This window comes from Cytobacillus firmus DS1, assembly GCF_000565285.1.
In the GTDB taxonomy this organism is placed as follows: domain Bacteria; phylum Bacillota; class Bacilli; order Bacillales; family Cytobacillaceae; genus Cytobacillus; species Cytobacillus firmus_A.
Map to the genome: position 1 here is coordinate 259760 of NZ_APVL01000003.1, position 15763 is coordinate 275522.

Annotated in this window: 14 protein-coding genes; 7 read left to right on the forward strand and 7 right to left on the reverse strand. The window is 45.4% G+C overall.

The window, feature by feature from the left end; genetic code table 11:
- Positions 1–59 precede the first annotated feature (59 nt).
- From PBF_RS05705 to PBF_RS05715, 3 genes are all read left to right on the forward strand, one after another.
- Positions 60–278 carry a DUF1659 domain-containing protein gene (locus PBF_RS05705; RefSeq protein ID WP_035328187.1) on the forward strand — a complete coding sequence of 73 codons (219 nt, stop codon included), beginning with the start codon at positions 60–62 and terminating at the stop codon, positions 276–278.
- Positions 279–314: 36 nt separating this feature from the next.
- Entirely contained in the window at positions 315–533 is a 219-nt protein-coding gene (locus PBF_RS05710) for a DUF2922 domain-containing protein (protein WP_035328190.1), read from the forward strand.
- 63 nt (positions 534–596) lie between these two features.
- Entirely contained in the window at positions 597–734 is a 138-nt protein-coding gene (locus PBF_RS05715) for a YvrJ family protein (RefSeq protein WP_035328192.1), read from the forward strand.
- Positions 735–768: 34 nt separating this feature from the next.
- On the opposite strand, the gene PBF_RS05720 is transcribed toward PBF_RS05715, so the two are convergent.
- The 6 genes from PBF_RS05720 to PBF_RS05745 all read right to left on the reverse strand — a co-directional run bounded on the left by PBF_RS05720 (position 769) and on the right by PBF_RS05745 (position 7937).
- A complete protein-coding gene (locus PBF_RS05720) occupies positions 769–1641 on the reverse strand; it encodes an AraC family transcriptional regulator (protein WP_035328194.1) in 873 nt (290 codons plus the stop codon).
- Positions 1642–1724: 83 nt separating this feature from the next.
- Positions 1725–2174: a helix-turn-helix domain-containing protein gene (locus PBF_RS05725; protein ID WP_035328196.1), complete on the reverse strand. Its 450-nt coding sequence runs from the start codon at positions 2172–2174 to the stop codon at positions 1725–1727.
- A gap of 166 nt (positions 2175–2340) precedes the next feature.
- Complete coding sequence (locus PBF_RS05730; protein ID WP_035328198.1) at positions 2341–4089, reverse strand: FTR1 family iron permease; 1749 nt, start codon at positions 4087–4089, stop codon at positions 2341–2343.
- A 12-nt stretch (positions 4090–4101) separates the two neighbouring features.
- Positions 4102–5373, reverse strand: a complete 1272-nt coding sequence (gene efeB / locus PBF_RS05735) for an iron uptake transporter deferrochelatase/peroxidase subunit (RefSeq protein ID WP_035328199.1) — start codon at positions 5371–5373, stop codon at positions 4102–4104.
- Positions 5374–5378: 5 nt separating this feature from the next.
- Positions 5379–6239, reverse strand: a complete 861-nt coding sequence (gene efeO, locus PBF_RS05740; RefSeq protein ID WP_051488816.1) for an iron uptake system protein EfeO — start codon at positions 6237–6239, stop codon at positions 5379–5381.
- 186 nt (positions 6240–6425) lie between these two features.
- Complete coding sequence (locus PBF_RS05745; RefSeq protein WP_035328200.1) at positions 6426–7937, reverse strand: malate:quinone oxidoreductase; 1512 nt, start codon at positions 7935–7937, stop codon at positions 6426–6428.
- A gap of 1218 nt (positions 7938–9155) precedes the next feature.
- On the opposite strand from PBF_RS05745, the gene PBF_RS05755 reads away from it, so the two are divergent.
- From PBF_RS05755 to gnd, 4 genes are all read left to right on the forward strand, one after another.
- Positions 9156–9887: a GntR family transcriptional regulator gene (locus tag PBF_RS05755; protein WP_035328400.1), complete on the forward strand. Its 732-nt coding sequence runs from the start codon at positions 9156–9158 to the stop codon at positions 9885–9887.
- The gene (gene gntK / locus PBF_RS05760) at positions 9880–11421 is read left to right on the forward strand and encodes a gluconokinase (protein WP_035328208.1); all 1542 of its coding nucleotides are present in this window, start codon (positions 9880–9882) and stop codon (positions 11419–11421) included. Before PBF_RS05755 ends, gntK begins: the two co-directional genes overlap by 8 nt.
- An 11-nt stretch (positions 11422–11432) precedes the next feature.
- Positions 11433–12779, forward strand: coding sequence for a GntP family permease (locus tag PBF_RS05765; protein WP_035328210.1), 1347 nt, complete (start codon positions 11433–11435; stop codon positions 12777–12779).
- Between the two features lie 75 nt (positions 12780–12854).
- Entirely contained in the window at positions 12855–14261 is a 1407-nt protein-coding gene (gene gnd, locus PBF_RS05770) for a decarboxylating NADP(+)-dependent phosphogluconate dehydrogenase (RefSeq protein ID WP_035328402.1), read from the forward strand.
- Positions 14262–14312: 51 nt separating this feature from the next.
- Here the strand turns inward: gnd and aspA are convergent, their stop codons facing one another.
- Positions 14313–15743 (reverse strand): aspartate ammonia-lyase, encoded by a 1431-nt coding sequence (gene aspA, locus PBF_RS05775; protein WP_035328212.1) that lies wholly within the window; start codon positions 15741–15743, stop codon positions 14313–14315.
- Between the last annotated feature and the right edge of the window lie 20 nt (positions 15744–15763).

The following is a 15763-nucleotide window of genomic DNA, read 5'->3' on the forward strand; positions in this document are numbered from 1 at the left end:
TTCACCCTGTCCTTTTACCCCGCCAAAACGTATATAAAGGGTGAAAGGAGGTGTTTGAGATGGCACAAGCAATTATCACCGATTCCAAACTTCGCCTGGTCTTTGAAACAGGCCTTAACGGGCAGGGCAAGCCGGTTCACAAATCAAAAACCTACAGCGGCGTTAAGCAATCCGCCACAGCAGACCAGCTTTTCACAGTTGGACAGGCGATCGCCGGCCTAAGCAGCTATCCATTAGCTGAAATGAACAGAAATGACAGCTTCGATATCTTAGGTTAATTTTCACGAAAATAACTGAAGCAGGAGGTGAAGATAATGGCGAAGACACTTGAAATGACATTTGCAACAGAATTAGGCAAAGAAGCCAAATTGTCGGTCGACAGCCCCAAGGAGCCGATTGATCCGGCAGCTGTGAAGGCAGTGATGGACCAGATCATTGCGGCCAACGCATTTGACGGCAATGGCGGTGAACTTGTTGCTGCTAAAGGAGCCAGATTAGTAGAGCGTAATGTTACAGATTATGAATTAATGTAAGGAAAAGAGGCCGGATTCTTTAGAACCCGGCCTTTTATAGATTAAAAGAAAGGAGCATGTACGATGGAACAGATGGTCACCCTGATCAGCGAACTCGGCTTCCCTATTGTGGTCACGCTTTTCCTGCTGAACCGGATCGAAGCCAAGCTGGATGTGGTTGTGTCCTCAATCCAGGGGTTGCCGGATCGGCTGAGGGATTAGTAGACGGGACTCCAATAGCTATGACTATGGAGTCCTATTTTTTTGCAACCGGAATCCAGATTTCACTTCGGAATGCTGGTGAAGCCGTATCTTTGCTTTCATTCCAGAGAATTTCCGGCCCTTCTATTTGCTGATAGGAAGAGGAAGGGAACCATTCTGAGTAAATCCTTCCCCATACATTCTGAAGCGTTTCCGGGAACGGCCCCACTGCTTCAAATACTGCCCATGAAGATGCCGGGATTTCAAGAGAGGCCATCCCATCAGGGCATTCCTTTGTAGTGGCAGCTCCGATATAGTGGTCAAGCTCACCCTTTTCTTCCATTCTTCCTTCAGAAAAATTGGCTGAAGCACTGATCAGGCCGAATGGCTCTGTGTCCGCTAAACTCTTGAGCTTCAAAATCTTTTCTTCATCCAGGCTCTTCCACATGGCGGCAATTTCCGGATTCACTCCGTTAAAAATAATCGGCACCCGCTTCTTTAAGCCCACAATTCGAAACGCCTCTTTTTCCTCAATTCGATAGTTCATTTCAGTTCCTCCCTTAATAGATAAATGGAAGGTCATCGGCGGATAAGCCTTAAGGGCGTGGCCATTGCTCCTTGCTTCTGATGGAGTGATGCCATGAAGCTGCTGGAACGCCCTCGCAAACGAATCAGGCGAGCTGTACCCATATTTCATGGCTACCTCAATGACCTTAGCACTCTGGTCCCTCAGATCAAAGGCGGCCAATGTCAGCCGTCTTCTGCGGATGTACTCGGAAAGCGATACCCCGGCCAGAAAGGAAAACATTCGTTTAAAATGGTACTCCGAGCAATAAGAACGTTTAGCAACTTCTTTGAAATCAACCTCTTCCGCTAAATGCTCTTCAATATATTTCATCGCCCGATTCATATTTTGCAGCAAATCCATATCGATGACCTCCTTGTATCTAAATAATAGCAGGAGCTGCTGGTGTGAACCCGACAATCCATGCACAGAAATGCAGGATTGCGTTACTCCTTTTTATATTTCTTTTTTAACGCATCAGAGACAATTCCCCCGCCAACCATTAATACCAGCGGACCAAAATTCCAGAAAAATGATCCGCGAAGAGGGATTTCCATATCTGTAAATTTATTAATTCCTAAAATGCCCAGTTTAATGAGCAGCATAGCCAGCCCGATTAAAAATAAAATTTCAAAGAACACTTTCATTCTAGGATAAGCCAATTGCCTGCTGTCCTTTATCACTTTCTCTGTCAATTCCCCATCACTCCTTAATAATTCATCAATCGTAACCCCAAACAGATCACTCAGTTTAATAATGATTTCAATGCTGGGATAGTTCTGGCCGTTTTCCCATTTAGAAACAGACTGGCGGCTCACATACAGCTTTTCAGCGAGTTCCTCCTGTGACCATCCTCTCTCTTTTCTCTCCTTCTTAAGCTTTTCGGCAAAAATCATATTCGCAGTCACCTTTCTCTAAATCGATCATCTCATTATGGTAATTTTATGGATCAAAAGTAAAGATAGGAATGGTTGCAGGGTGTCGCACGCAGGGGTTGCAGGAGCCATATACGTGCTTTTACAGAAAAAACCCCCAGCCATTGAGACTGGGGGTAAAGGGTTGTTATGCTTTCGAAAAGCTTCCCTTCATATCCGGTTTATTGTTCTGTCTGTTAAGGATGACACTCGTAATAACAAAGATGAGAATCAGCACGAGCTGCGGTATGAGAGATTCCCAGGTCGGATAAAAACCCATCCAGTTGATGATCGGCAGGCTGCTGATCTGGGTGGTTTCGAGCTTATTAGTGATCTGCAGTGCATGGATGCTTACCCCCAGGATCTTAAAGGCCAGGAAGTAAATCAGAGCCGTTGCTATCTTGAAATAAATGCCAAACGCGATTCTTTTGCTGTAGCGGATAAATAAGAAGGCAAATAAGCTCAAAATCACAACGGCTGCGCCAATCCCTGCCAGCAGGTTTCCAGTGCTGATCGAAGGGGCCATTCCGGCATAAAAGATGATGGTCTCTGCCCCTTCTCTAAAAATGGACAGGAAGCTGATGAGAGACATGGAAATAATGCTTCCCTTCGATAAAGCAGACCCAAGCTGCTTTTCGATGTACTGGTTCCATGCTTTCATATTTGATTTCTGGTGAAGCCAGATGCCGACACCAATCATCATAACCACGGCAATGATACCTGTTACACCTTCAATTACTTCCCGGTTTGCTCCCGCTGTGGCAGAGGAAAATACCTGGCTGATGAAAACGGCAGCAGCGCTGCTCATGATGATTCCGCCTGCCGCACCAGCCCAAATCCACCTTTGCTGATCACGGGCATTCGCTTTATTTAAAAAGGCGATCAGCGCCGATACAATAAGCAAGGCCTCCATTCCTTCGCGGAGCATGATTAAAGCTGCATCCCAGAATGTATAATTTTGTTTTTCCTGAAGCAGTTCGATTGACTGCTTATGCTCCAGGACCTTCTTTTGAATGGCATCCAGATCCGCCCCTGAGGAAGACAGTTTTCCGGCAAGAACCGGAATTTCACTTTCAAGCGTAGTATATAAGGATCCATTCCTTGTCCGCACATCGCCTTCTACTGATGGCCAGACTGTCAGAAACTGCTCCAGGCCGGCAACAGCTTCGTCTGTTCGTCCGCTTTCAACTGCCTGTGAAACTTCTTCCAGGATACCAGCCAGCGTCTGCAGGGAATAATTGTTTTTCTCAGCTTTGACTTCTTTTCCGGAGACAAACTCGCCGAAAGCAGCGGATAGGGAATCACTGATGCCCTTCATTTCGGCAAAATCCTTCTCATCCTGTGTTAAAGCGATCCGCAAAAAGCCCATTTGTGTTTCGATTTTCCCGTAATGAGGAATGCTTTGGTCACGGACAATTTTTTCCTTGCGGTTCCACATCGCTAAAAGGTTCTTATATTGATTGCTTGCTTCCTCTGCATTTTCTTCCGTTATGGCTGCAGATAAGTCCTTTAAAATGGGGTTAAAGGCATTTTTCACTTCTTCCCGCTGCTTCTCTTTGTCTACGGGATTTTGTTTTTTTTCAAAATCAACCAGAGCGTGGGATACGTTCGACAGTGCCTGCAGTGTCTCCTCTTTCTCATGCCCTTCAAGAGCTTCCGTTAACGCTGAAATCGTCCGGCTGACTTTTTTTGCTTCCCTGCTGTCCGTTATCTCCGCTTGCTGCCAGGACTGATCCAGCTCTGCAGCAAGCTTTCCAGCTGATTCCCAGTCATCAGCCTTCACTTTCATAATGGCATCTCCGACTAAAATAAACAGGTCGCTGTAATCCTCTTCGGCGTCAGCGATTGGCTGGAAAAACATAAATAAGCATAATCCCAGAAAAACCAGTTTCTTCATTTCAGCATCTCCCTAATCAAACAGCCCGGCGCCAAGATAGCTTCCTTTTTTCACACCAGGAAAGCAAGCAAATAGCGCACTGCCGCGATGGGTAATATATTCATTTAACTTATCCACACGTCCAAAACTGTTCTGAATATTGATGAATTGCTGCGGGTTCTTCTGGAACGAGATAAACAGCAATCCGGCATCAAAAGAGCCAGTGTCAGCGTTAATTCCATCCGAGTAGGAAAAAGAACGCCTCAGCATGCGGTCTTTCACCTGTCTTGCCAAAAATACATGCGAATTTTCAGGAACGACTGACTTTCCATTCTCTTTCCGCTCGATTTCCATATCAGAAAACTCATCGCTCTTCCCAATAGGCGCCCCTGTATCGCGATGCCGCCCAAAGGTCGCTTCCTGTTCGCGCAAAGCGGTCCGGTCCCAGGTTTCAAGGTGCATTTGAATGCGTCTGAAAGCCAAATAAGATCCTCCGGTCATCCAGCTCTTTGATTCACCCGGCTGCACCCATACAACCTCATCCATCTCTTTGGGATCATCCACATTAGGGTTGCCTGTGCCGTCTTTAAAGGCAAACAGGTTTCGGGGCGTCATTTTTTCTTTGTCTTTTATTCCATAAGAGTTGAAGCCGGTCTGTGACCATCTCATCGTCACAAGTCCCCTCGCCGCACGGATTAAATTCCGCACCGCATGGAAAGCAACCTGCGGATCATCGGCACATGCCTGAATGCAGATATCTCCGCCGACATACCTTGGATCCAGCTGATCTTTTGGAAAATGCGGCAAATCCTTTAGATCCTCCGGCTTCATATGTTCCAGACCAAGCTCCTTTTTCTCAAACAAACTTGGGCCAACGCCAAAGGTTAAGGTCAAATGTGAGGCATCAAGCCCGACAGCCTCTCCTGTATCCGGAGCGGGCAGCAGCTTGTTCGCTGAACCGGGTTCAACCAGCTGCCCATTCATGAGCTGTACACTATAACGGGTCCAAAGCTGGAACATTCCTTTTAATTCAGCTTTCGATTTGGCCGTACAATTCAAGGACACAAAGTAAGCATGTTCAGGATTTTTCGTCAGGATCCCTGATTGATGTTTGCCGTAGAAATTCACTTTGTTCCTGGATTCCTGGTTATCATCAACAAATGGAGTTTCTCCAAAGGCGGTTAAGATCCCTGAGAATCCTGTAGCCCCCAGAATCATGCCTGCGCTCCCGATCACGGCTGTTTTCAGCATCTCACGGCGGGAAAACCCTTTTTCAAAAAAAGATTTTTCCTTTTTCGTATTCATATTGATCACTCCACAACTATGGCCATTTGACTTAAAGGTTCTCCAAGATTGTCAACTGCAGCTGACAATGCCTTTGTATCTTCCTGTGTCAGTTTTTCGTATGATACATATCCGCCGTTTCCATCCTCGTATTTAGCGAGCAGCTCATCCAATACTGTAAAGTTTTCATCCAGCTGCTTTACAAGTCCGGCGTCTTTTTCCGTCAGCTTCTCTTTGAAGATTTCAAAGATTTTCTCTGCGCCTTCCACATTGGCTTTAAAGTCATACAAGTCAGTATGAGAGTAAATTTCTTCTTCACCTGTAATTTTGGATGTGGATACTTCGTTTAAAAGATCCACTGCTCCTGTAATCATTAAATCAGGAGTCACTTCAACTGTTTCCACCTTCGCGCGCAGTTCTTTTACATCCTTCAGCAGCTGATCAGCTGTCTCTTCATAGCCCTTTGTTGTGCCTTCTTCCCATAGTCCGTACTCAATTTTATGATAGCCGGACCATTCTTCTTCTCCCTGTCCTTCTGCCTGGATATCAGCCAGACGGGCATCAATTCGCGGATCCAGGTCACCAAAGCTCTCGGCAATCGGCTCTGAACGTTCGAAATACATCCGTGCTGGTGCATATAGCTCCTTTGCCTTTTCTGCGTCTCCGGCCTTCACTGCTTCTGTAAATCCTTCAGTGGCCTTCACGAATTCATCCAGCTGCTCTATGGCAAACTGTTTATATGCACTAACTTCCTTTTCTGTATTGCTTACTTCTGTCCCGGCACTCGCTTCTTTTTCTTGTGTTTCATGTGAAACATCCTCACCGCAGCCAGCTAAAATGCTGCCTGACAGCATCAATATGCCTGTTACTTTTATAAACCTATTCATATGTAAGCCTCCAAAAATATCAATCTATTACTACTGTCAATAATGATAATCATTATCATCTATATAGTCAATACAATTTCTGTCAGATGTAAAATTAATCTAATGCCAGCATTGGAAGCGGTTTCCTAATTGTTTTTACAAAAAAGAACCCCCAAACCGAATTCGGCCCGAGGGTTCCTATTATAATCAATTATAAGCAAGCTCCTGCTTTTTTTCCTTTTCGCTGAGACCAAGCACCTGTGCTGTAGATTCGTGAATCTCACGGAACAGCTCAGGATTTTCAGATAGTGACATACCGTAAGACGGAATCATTTTCTTAATTTTAAAATGCCATTCGTCCATTTTTTCAGGGAAGCACTTCTGCAATACTTCAAGCATGACATTAACGGCTGTTGAAGCACCCGGTGAAGCCCCGAGCAGGGCAGCAACCGAGCCGTCAGATGCACTGACTACTTCTGTACCGAATTGCAGGGTTCCTTTTCCGGCAGGTGTATCCTTGATGACCTGCACACGCTGGCCGGCCACTACGACACTCCAGTCTTCACTCTTAGCGTTTGGAATGAACTCACGCAGTTCTTCAACGCGCTGTTCATGGGACAGCATAACCTGCTGAATCAGATACTTCGTCAGTGCCATTTCCTTTGCACCTGCAGCAAGCATAGTGATGACATTGTTCGGCTTAACGGACTTGATCAGGTCCATATTGGAGCCTGTTTTCAGGAACTTCGGCGAAAAGCCGGCAAACGGGCCGAACAGCAGGGATTTCTTGTTGTCAATAAATCTGGTATCCAGGTGCGGCACAGACATTGGAGGAGCACCTACTTTGGCTTTTCCGTACACCTTCGCATGGTGCTTCCCGACGATTTCCGGATCGTTGCAGACAAGGAACAGCCCGCTTACCGGGAATCCGCCAATATGCTTCGATTCAGGGATGCCCGTCTTCTGCAGCAGATGCAGGCTTCCGCCGCCGCCGCCGATAAAGACAAATTTTGCCTGATGGTTTTCGGTTGTGCCGCTTGCCATATTCCGCACTTTTACATTCCATGATCCATCGCCGGCACGCTTCAAATCCTCAACGCTGTGCTGGTAGTGAACATCGACATTTTTGCTCTTTAAATGGTCAAACAGCATGCGTGTCAACGCACCGAAGTTGACATCCGTTCCAGAGTCGATTTTTGTGGCTGCAATCGGCTCATCCGATTTACGGCCCTCCATCATTACCGGAATCCATTCCTTCAGTTTCTCAGGATCATCGGAAAATTCCATGCCCTCAAACAGCGGATTAGCTGACAGCGCTTCCAAACGTTTTTTCAAAAACGATACATTTTCTTCCCCCTGAACAAAGCTCATATGAGGGATTGGCATAATAAAGTCCTGCGGATTGGTAATCAGGTTGTTTTCTACAAGATAAGACCAAAACTGTCTGGAAAGCTGAAATTGTTCATTTACATTAATCGCTTTAGCGATATCTATTGATCCATCGGATTTTTCGGATGTATAGTTAAGCTCGCACAATGCAGCATGTCCCGTCCCTGCATTATTCCATTCGTTAGAGCTTTCTTCTCCTGCGCTGGCGAGCTTTTCAAACACTTTGATTTCCCATTCTGGTGCTAACTCTTTCAGTAAAGAACCCAAAGTCGCGCTCATGATTCCGGCACCAATTAAGATAACGTCTGTTTTGTTCTGTACGCTGCTCATTTTAAACCCTTCCTTATCCCAGAAATTTGCCAAAAACTGCAGGCGCTTTGCTCAGGCATCCCCACTAGAAAGGCATCACCCAAGGACGCACCTTTTCCGTCACACAAAATACACATTCTATTCTATTATAATGATTGATAGGGTAAGATAGCTAGCATTATCTGATAATTATATACTATTTTAGACAAATTAGAAAGAGGGCGGGGTTTTGGGGACGAAAACAGCAGCAGCAGGGGAACTAGAAGACCGGTACCCACACCGGCAGGGCCGCCACCCGGGCGGGCAGGTGATCACCCCACGGCCTGCAGAACGCCATCGCCAGCAGGATGCCGACCGCAGCGATAACCGCTGTAGCTGCATTAATCCCCCTCCAGCTGGGACCTCAAGCAAAACATTCCCGTTGAATCCTCCGTTATTTTTATCAACCCTGAATTCACCTTATACCAAGCTCCCATGGACCAGCCCATTATCCTGCCAACCCAAATAAACCGCCTCCTGAAAGACTTGAATCATACCCCGTCCAAATTAAATGAGGGCCACAGAAAACTGGCCCAGCAATTACTTTCACTCCACCAAACCAAAAATCCCTACACTCTTTTGCCCGACTATCACTTTGACCAGCTGAAAAAAGGGATGTTTTGCAAGGACTGTCACTCTCTTCTTAAGCCTATACACAAGGACCTCGTATGCGAAAAATGCGGCAGGCATGAAAGAATTGAAATGGGCATTTTGCGGAATATAAAAGAGTTCAAGCTCCTCTTTCCCGAACGAAAGCTGACAACCCAAAGCATCTATGAATGGTGTAATGCCAATATAAGCAAACGAACTTTCTCCAGGGTACTCAAGAAAAACTATACGGTGCGCGGCAGCACAAGTAATACCTATTATGAGTGAGGATTGCTGATTGGAGGAGGTGAGGTGGGTTCGGGTTCTTATGTCCGGCAGCTGGGCCGGGTTCTGACTCTGGGTGCCGGATTTCTTCTTTCTGTGTCCGAAGTTGGACCGGGTTCTGACTCTGGATCCTCGTTTCTACCTTTCTGTGTCCGAAGCCGAACCAGCATCGAGAAATTCCCCCACCCCCAACTAACCAACCCAATATTAAACAATAAATCCAATAAAACTAAAAATAAAGCGTTTGCATTTTATTTTATTTGGATTATAATACTTGTATACAAGTATACACGTATACTCAAAATGTCATTTTACAAAGGTGATGTCATGAACGATTCTGCTGAATTTCTATATCCACAAAAATGGCTTTCTAAGGCTTCCGCTGGCGACCGTGTCGCATATGAGCTTAGAATGCGCATTATTGCAGGCTTGATTGAAAGCGGTACCACGCTTTCTGAAAATAAGTTGGCCGCTGATTTTGCAGTGAGCCGTTCGCCGATTCGTGAAGCTTTAAGGACACTGGCAGCTGAAAATATCATCCGGCTGGAAAGAACGGGTGCGGTTGTTGCCGGGTTAACAGAAAAAGAAATAGAAGAAATTTACGATGTTCGTCTGATGATTGAGACATTCGTGTTTGAACGTCTTATCAGCATGAACACAAATGAATTGGCCATGGAACTCAGCAAGGTGCTGGAAATGATGAAAGTGGCTGTAAAGTATCGGGATGCTGATGAGTTTGCGTATCAGGACATTCTGTTCCACGAAATTATCATCGGATCTATTGGCCATTCTTATATCCAGCTGATCTGGAATAATTTAAAGCCTGTGATGGAAGGCTTCATTCTTTTATCCATGCGCGTGCGCTTTAAGGAAAATTATGAAGACCTTGATCGAATTGTGAAAAATCATGAACTATATATTGATGCAATTAAAACAAAAGACAGAGACCTTATGATTCAGTCGCTACACGAAAATTTTGATGATGTTCAAGGGAAAGTGGACGATTTATGGAGGTCACAGCAAATGCTGTCAAAAGGGGTTAAACAACAAGATGACTAGCTATATGTTAGGGATTGATATTGGAACCACCAGTACAAAAGCCGTGTTATTCAGTGAAAAAGGGGATGTGATTCAGCAGGAGAACATTGGTTACCCGCTGTACACTCCTGATATCTCCACAGCAGAACAGGATCCGGAGGAGATTTTTTCTGCTGTAGTCCAGACAATAGCGAATATTATGAAAAACCATCATGATAAAAAGCTGTCCTTCGTGTCCTTCAGCAGTGCGATGCACAGTGTGATCGCGATGGACGAGAATGACCTGCCGCTTACGCCCGTTATTACGTGGGCCGATAACCGAAGCGAAGCATGGGCACGCAAAATTAAGAAAGAATGGAATGGACATGAGGTCTATAAACGGACTGGAACACCGATTCATCCGATGTCCCCATTAAGCAAAATCACCTGGCTTGTGAAGGAGCGTCCGGAGATCGCCAGCAGGACCAAAAAATATATTGGCATTAAAGAATATATTTTCAAAAAGCTTTTTGATGAATATGCTGTCGATTATTCACTTGCCTCCTGCATGGGCATGATGAATCTCAAGACATTGGACTGGGATGAAGAAGCATTGGCGATTGCGGGCATCACCCGCTCACAGCTATCCAATCTCGTTCCTACGACAAAAATGTTCCAAAACTGCCATCCTATTTTAGCCAAACAAATGGGGATCGATCCTAAGACACCTTTTGTGATCGGTGCAAGTGATGGAGTGCTTTCGAACCTTGGTGTGAATGCAATCAGAAAAGGAGAAATTGCCATCACCATCGGGACAAGCGGTGCGATACGGACCATTATTGATAAGCCCCAGACCGATGAAAAAGGGAGAATTTTCTGTTACACCTTAACAGAAAATCATTGGGTGATTGGCGGACCGGTTAACAATGGAGGAATGGTCCTCCGCTGGATCCGGGATGAATTCGCCTCATCCGAAATCGAAACGGCCAAGAGACTAGGCATTGATCCGTACGAAGTTTTAACCAAAATCGCCGAACGTGTAAGGCCAGGTGCTGATGGCCTTCTGTTCCATCCATATCTCGCAGGTGAACGCGCTCCTTTATGGAACCCGGACGTGCGCGGATCTTTCTTCGGCTTAACGATGTCCCATAAGAAGGAGCATATGATCCGGGCAGCGCTTGAAGGCGTCATTTATAATCTGTACACCGTGTATCTGGCATTAGTGGAATGCATGGACGGCCCGGTAACCCGGATTCAGGCAACAGGAGGCTTTGCCAGATCTGAAGTTTGGCGGCAAATGATGTCCGATATTTTTGAATCGGAAGTAGTCATACCTGAAAGCTATGAAAGTTCATGTCTCGGTGCCTGTATTTTAGGATTATACGCCACGGGGAAAATCGATTCCTTTGAAGCCGTTTCGGAAATGGTGGGCGATACCTACAAGCATACACCGAAGGAAGAAGCTGCAAGAGAATACAGACAGCTGCTGCCGATCTTCATCCAATTATCAAGAGCTCTGGAAGATGAATATTCTTCGATCGCAAACTATCAAAGAAAATTAATCCAACATAACTAGGAGGAAAGACAATGCCGCTCATAATAGTAGCAATTGGAATCGTTGCCTTATTAATTCTGATAATGGGCTTAAAATTAAATACCTTCATTTCATTAATTATCGTTTCTTTTGGTGTTGCGCTGGCACTCGGAATGCCGCTCGACCAGATTGTCAAAACCATTGAAGCCGGATTAGGCGGAACACTTGGCCACCTGGCGCTCATCTTCGGACTTGGTGCCATGCTGGGCAAGCTGATCGCCGACTCTGGCGGAGCCCAGCGAATTGCCATGACTCTTGTCAATAAATTCGGGGAAAAGAATATTCAGTGGGCAGTAGTGGCTGCATCATTCATTATCGGTGTTGCCTTATTCTTTGAAGTGGGACTTGTTTTATTAATTCCGATCGTATTTGCTATTTCAAGAGAATTAAAGATTTCTATTTTGTATCTTGGTATTCCGATGACAGCCGCTTTATCTGTCACACACGGATTCCTTCCGCCTCACCCGGGTCCAACGGTTATTGCCGGCGAATACGGTGCAAATATTGGTGAAGTATTGCTTTATGGTTTTATCATTGCGATTCCAACCGTTATTTTAGCTGGACCGGTATTTACAAAAATAGCTAAAAAGCTCGTTCCGGATTCATTCACAAAAAGCGGAAACATCGCTTCTCTGGGCGAGCAGAAAACCTTTAAGCTTGAAGACACACCAGGCTTTGGAATCAGTGTATTTACGGCTTTGCTACCTGTTATTTTAATGTCAATCGCAACGATTATTACATTGCTTCAAAAAACAATGGGATTTGAAGATAATAGCCTTCTGGCTGCTATCCGTTTTATTGGCGATGCCGGCACTTCGATGCTGATCTCCTTATTGGTTGCCATCTATACCATGGGACTGGCAAGGAAAATTCCAATCAAAAATGTAATGGATTCCTGCACAACTGCCATCAGCCATATCGGGATGATGCTCTTGATTATCGGCGGAGGCGGCGCCTTCAAACAGGTATTAATTGATGGCGGTGTTGGTGACTATGTGGCCGAGCTTTTCAAAGGAACAAGCCTGTCTCCAATTTTACTGGCATGGATTATCGCGGCAATCCTGAGGATTTCATTAGGATCTGCCACAGTGGCCGCATTAACGACTGCTGGATTAGTCATTCCGCTGCTGGGCCAAACGGATGCAAATCTTGCCTTAGTGGTGCTTGCAACAGGTGCGGGAAGCTTAATCGCTTCTCACGTCAATGATGCCGGCTTCTGGATGTTCAAAGAATACTTCGGTTTGAGCATGAAGGAAACGTTTGCAACATGGACTTTGCTTGAAACAATAATATCTGTTGCTGGATTAGGATTTATTTTATTGTTAAGCTTATTTGTATAAACACTTTAAGGCAATGAAACCCTACTTTATAAGAGGGGTTCATTGCCTATTAATCTGAATGAAGGAGCAGGAACTATGTTAAATACAATTGGTGTTATTGGTCTCGGAGTAATGGGGAGCAATATCGCTTTAAATATGGCCAATAACGGCGAGAAGGTAGCTGTATATAATTACACAAGGGATTTGACCGATCAGCTTGTACAAAAGGTGGAAGGTCAAACGATAAGCCCTTATTACGAAGTAGAGGATTTTGTCCAGTCTTTGGAAACACCGAGAAAAATCTTTTTAATGGTGACAGCCGGGAAAGCCATTGATTCTGTTATCGCAAGCTTAATCCCCTTCCTTGAAGAAGGCGACGTTATCATGGACGGCGGCAACTCCCATTACAAAGATACGGAAAAAAGATATGATGATTTGAAAGCAAAAGGAATTGGCTACTTGGGTATCGGTATTTCAGGCGGTGAAGTGGGTGCTTTAACAGGACCTTCCATCATGCCTGGCGGTGATCAGGATGTCTATGAAAAAGCGGCTCCGATTCTTACGAAGATCGCTGCAAAGGTTGACGGTATGCCTTGCTGTGTCTACATCGGACCTAAAGGAGCAGGCCACTTTGTCAAAATGGTACATAACGGAATCGAGTATGCAGATATGCAGCTGATTGCTGAGGCTTATATATTCTTAAGAGAAAAGCTGGGATTATCTGTTGAGGAAATTGCAGATATCTTTGAAACATGGAATAAAGGCGAGCTGAAGAGCTATTTAATCGAGATCACAGCAGCTATTTTAAGGAAAAAAGACGAGCGCACAGGGCTGCCGCAAATCGATGTCATCCTTGATAAAGCCGGGCAAAAAGGAACCGGAAAATGGACCAGCCTGCAAGCGATCGATAACGGAATCCCAACCTCAATCATTACAGAATCTTTATTCGCACGCTATATTTCTGCTTTGAAGGATGAGCGTGTGGCGGCAGAAACACTTTTAACAGGTCCTGAGAAGGAAGAGATAACCCTTGAAAAAGACGTCTGGATTGAATATATCAGACAGGCTTTATATATGGGAAAAGTGTGTGCCTATGCACAAGGATTTACACAATACAAAATGTCATCCGAGCAAAATGACTGGAATCTGCCTTTAAAAGATATTGCGCTGATTTTCCGCGACGGCTGCATCATTCGCGCGGAATTCTTGAATGTCATCAGTGAAGCCTATCAGGAGCAGCCAAACCTGGCTAACCTCCTTGTCTCCCCTTACTTTGCGGAAAGAATCAGGGACTACCAGACAGGCTTGCGCAAAATTGTCTGCGAAGGCATTCAATCCGGCATCGCATTGCCATGCCTAAGCTCTTCTCTTTCCTATTACGACAGCTACCGGAATGGAAGATCAAATGCCAGCCTGCTGCAGGCCCAGCGTGATTACTTCGGTGCCCATACGTATGAGCGGACAGATATGGAAGGGACTTTCCACACTAATTGGAATGAATAGATAGCAAAAACGCTTGCCCCCTATTGCGGGGACAAGCGTTTTTTGTTTACCTTAATCTCTTTCAAGCAGTGCAGCGCCTGCAATGCCAGGATCCGTCATTTCATATGGATCGAGGATTAAATCGAGTTCTTCTTCTGTCAGAACATCATATTTCAGGCACAGTTCCCTGATGGAACGGCCTGTTAAAATCGCTTCTCTGGCGATTCTGGATACGACTTCATAGCCGAGGTGAGGGTTGACGGCCGTAATGATGCCGACACTCTTTTCAACATAGTCCTTCATTCTTTCTTCATTGGCTTCGATTCCTTTTACACAATGCTCTGTAAACGTATTGAACGCATTGTTCATAATGCTGATCGACTGCAGAAGGTTAAAGATCAGGACTGGCTCCATGACGTTCAGTTCCAGCTGTCCGGCTTCTGAAGCAAGGGAGATCGTGTTATCGTTCCCGATAACCTGGAAGGCGACCTGATTGATCAGCTCCGGAAGAACAGGGTTTACTTTACCAGGCATAATGGATGAGCCCGGCTGTCTTGCCGGCAGTGAGATTTCGCCAAGACCCGCTCTTGGACCAGACGCCATTAAACGAAGGTCATTTGCGATTTTGGACATATTGATCATGCAGATTTTCAGTGCTCCGGAAACCTCGGTGTAAGAATCCGTATTTTGTGTTGCATCTACAAGATGTTCTGCCCCTTTAAATGGCAGGCCGCTGATGTCGGCAATATGCTTCACAACTAAGTCAATGTATTTCGGGATGGCATTCAGCCCTGTACCGACTGCGGTTGCCCCCATGTTCAATTCATATAAGTGCTGTTTGGATTGCTGAATGCGCTTGATGTCGCGTGCAATAACGCGGCTGTAGGCTTCAAATTCCTGGCCAAGCCTGATTGGAACAGCATCCTGCAGATGAGTCCGTCCCATTTTAATCACATGGCTGAATTCCTTTGATTTTTCAAGGAAAACAGAGTGCATATTTTCCATTGTCAGGATTAATTGATCCAGCAGATTTAACACTGAGATGTGCATAGCTGTCGGGAAAGCATCATTCGTCGACTGCGACATATTCACATGGGTATTAGGGCTGCAATGAGAATAATCGCCCTTTTCATGGCCCATGATTTCAATCGCACGGTTCGCAAGGATTTCATTAATATTCATATTAATGGACGTTCCGGCACCGCCCTGGATTGGATCCACAATCACCTGATCATGCCAAAGTCCTTCAATCATTTCATCGGCAGCCTGTATGATCGGGTCTCCAATGCCTGAGTACAGACGCTTAACTTCCATATTCGCCATGGCCGCTGCCTTTTTCACGATGGCCATTGCCTTGATTAACTCCGGATGGATCCGGTAGCCTGTAATCGGAAAGTTCTCAACCGCACGAAGCGTCTGAACGCCATAATAAGCATCTGCCGGAACTTCCTTAGAGCCTAAAAAATCTTTTTCGATTCTGTAGCTGTTCTTTGCTGCTAACATTGACTTCTTCTCCTTTATAT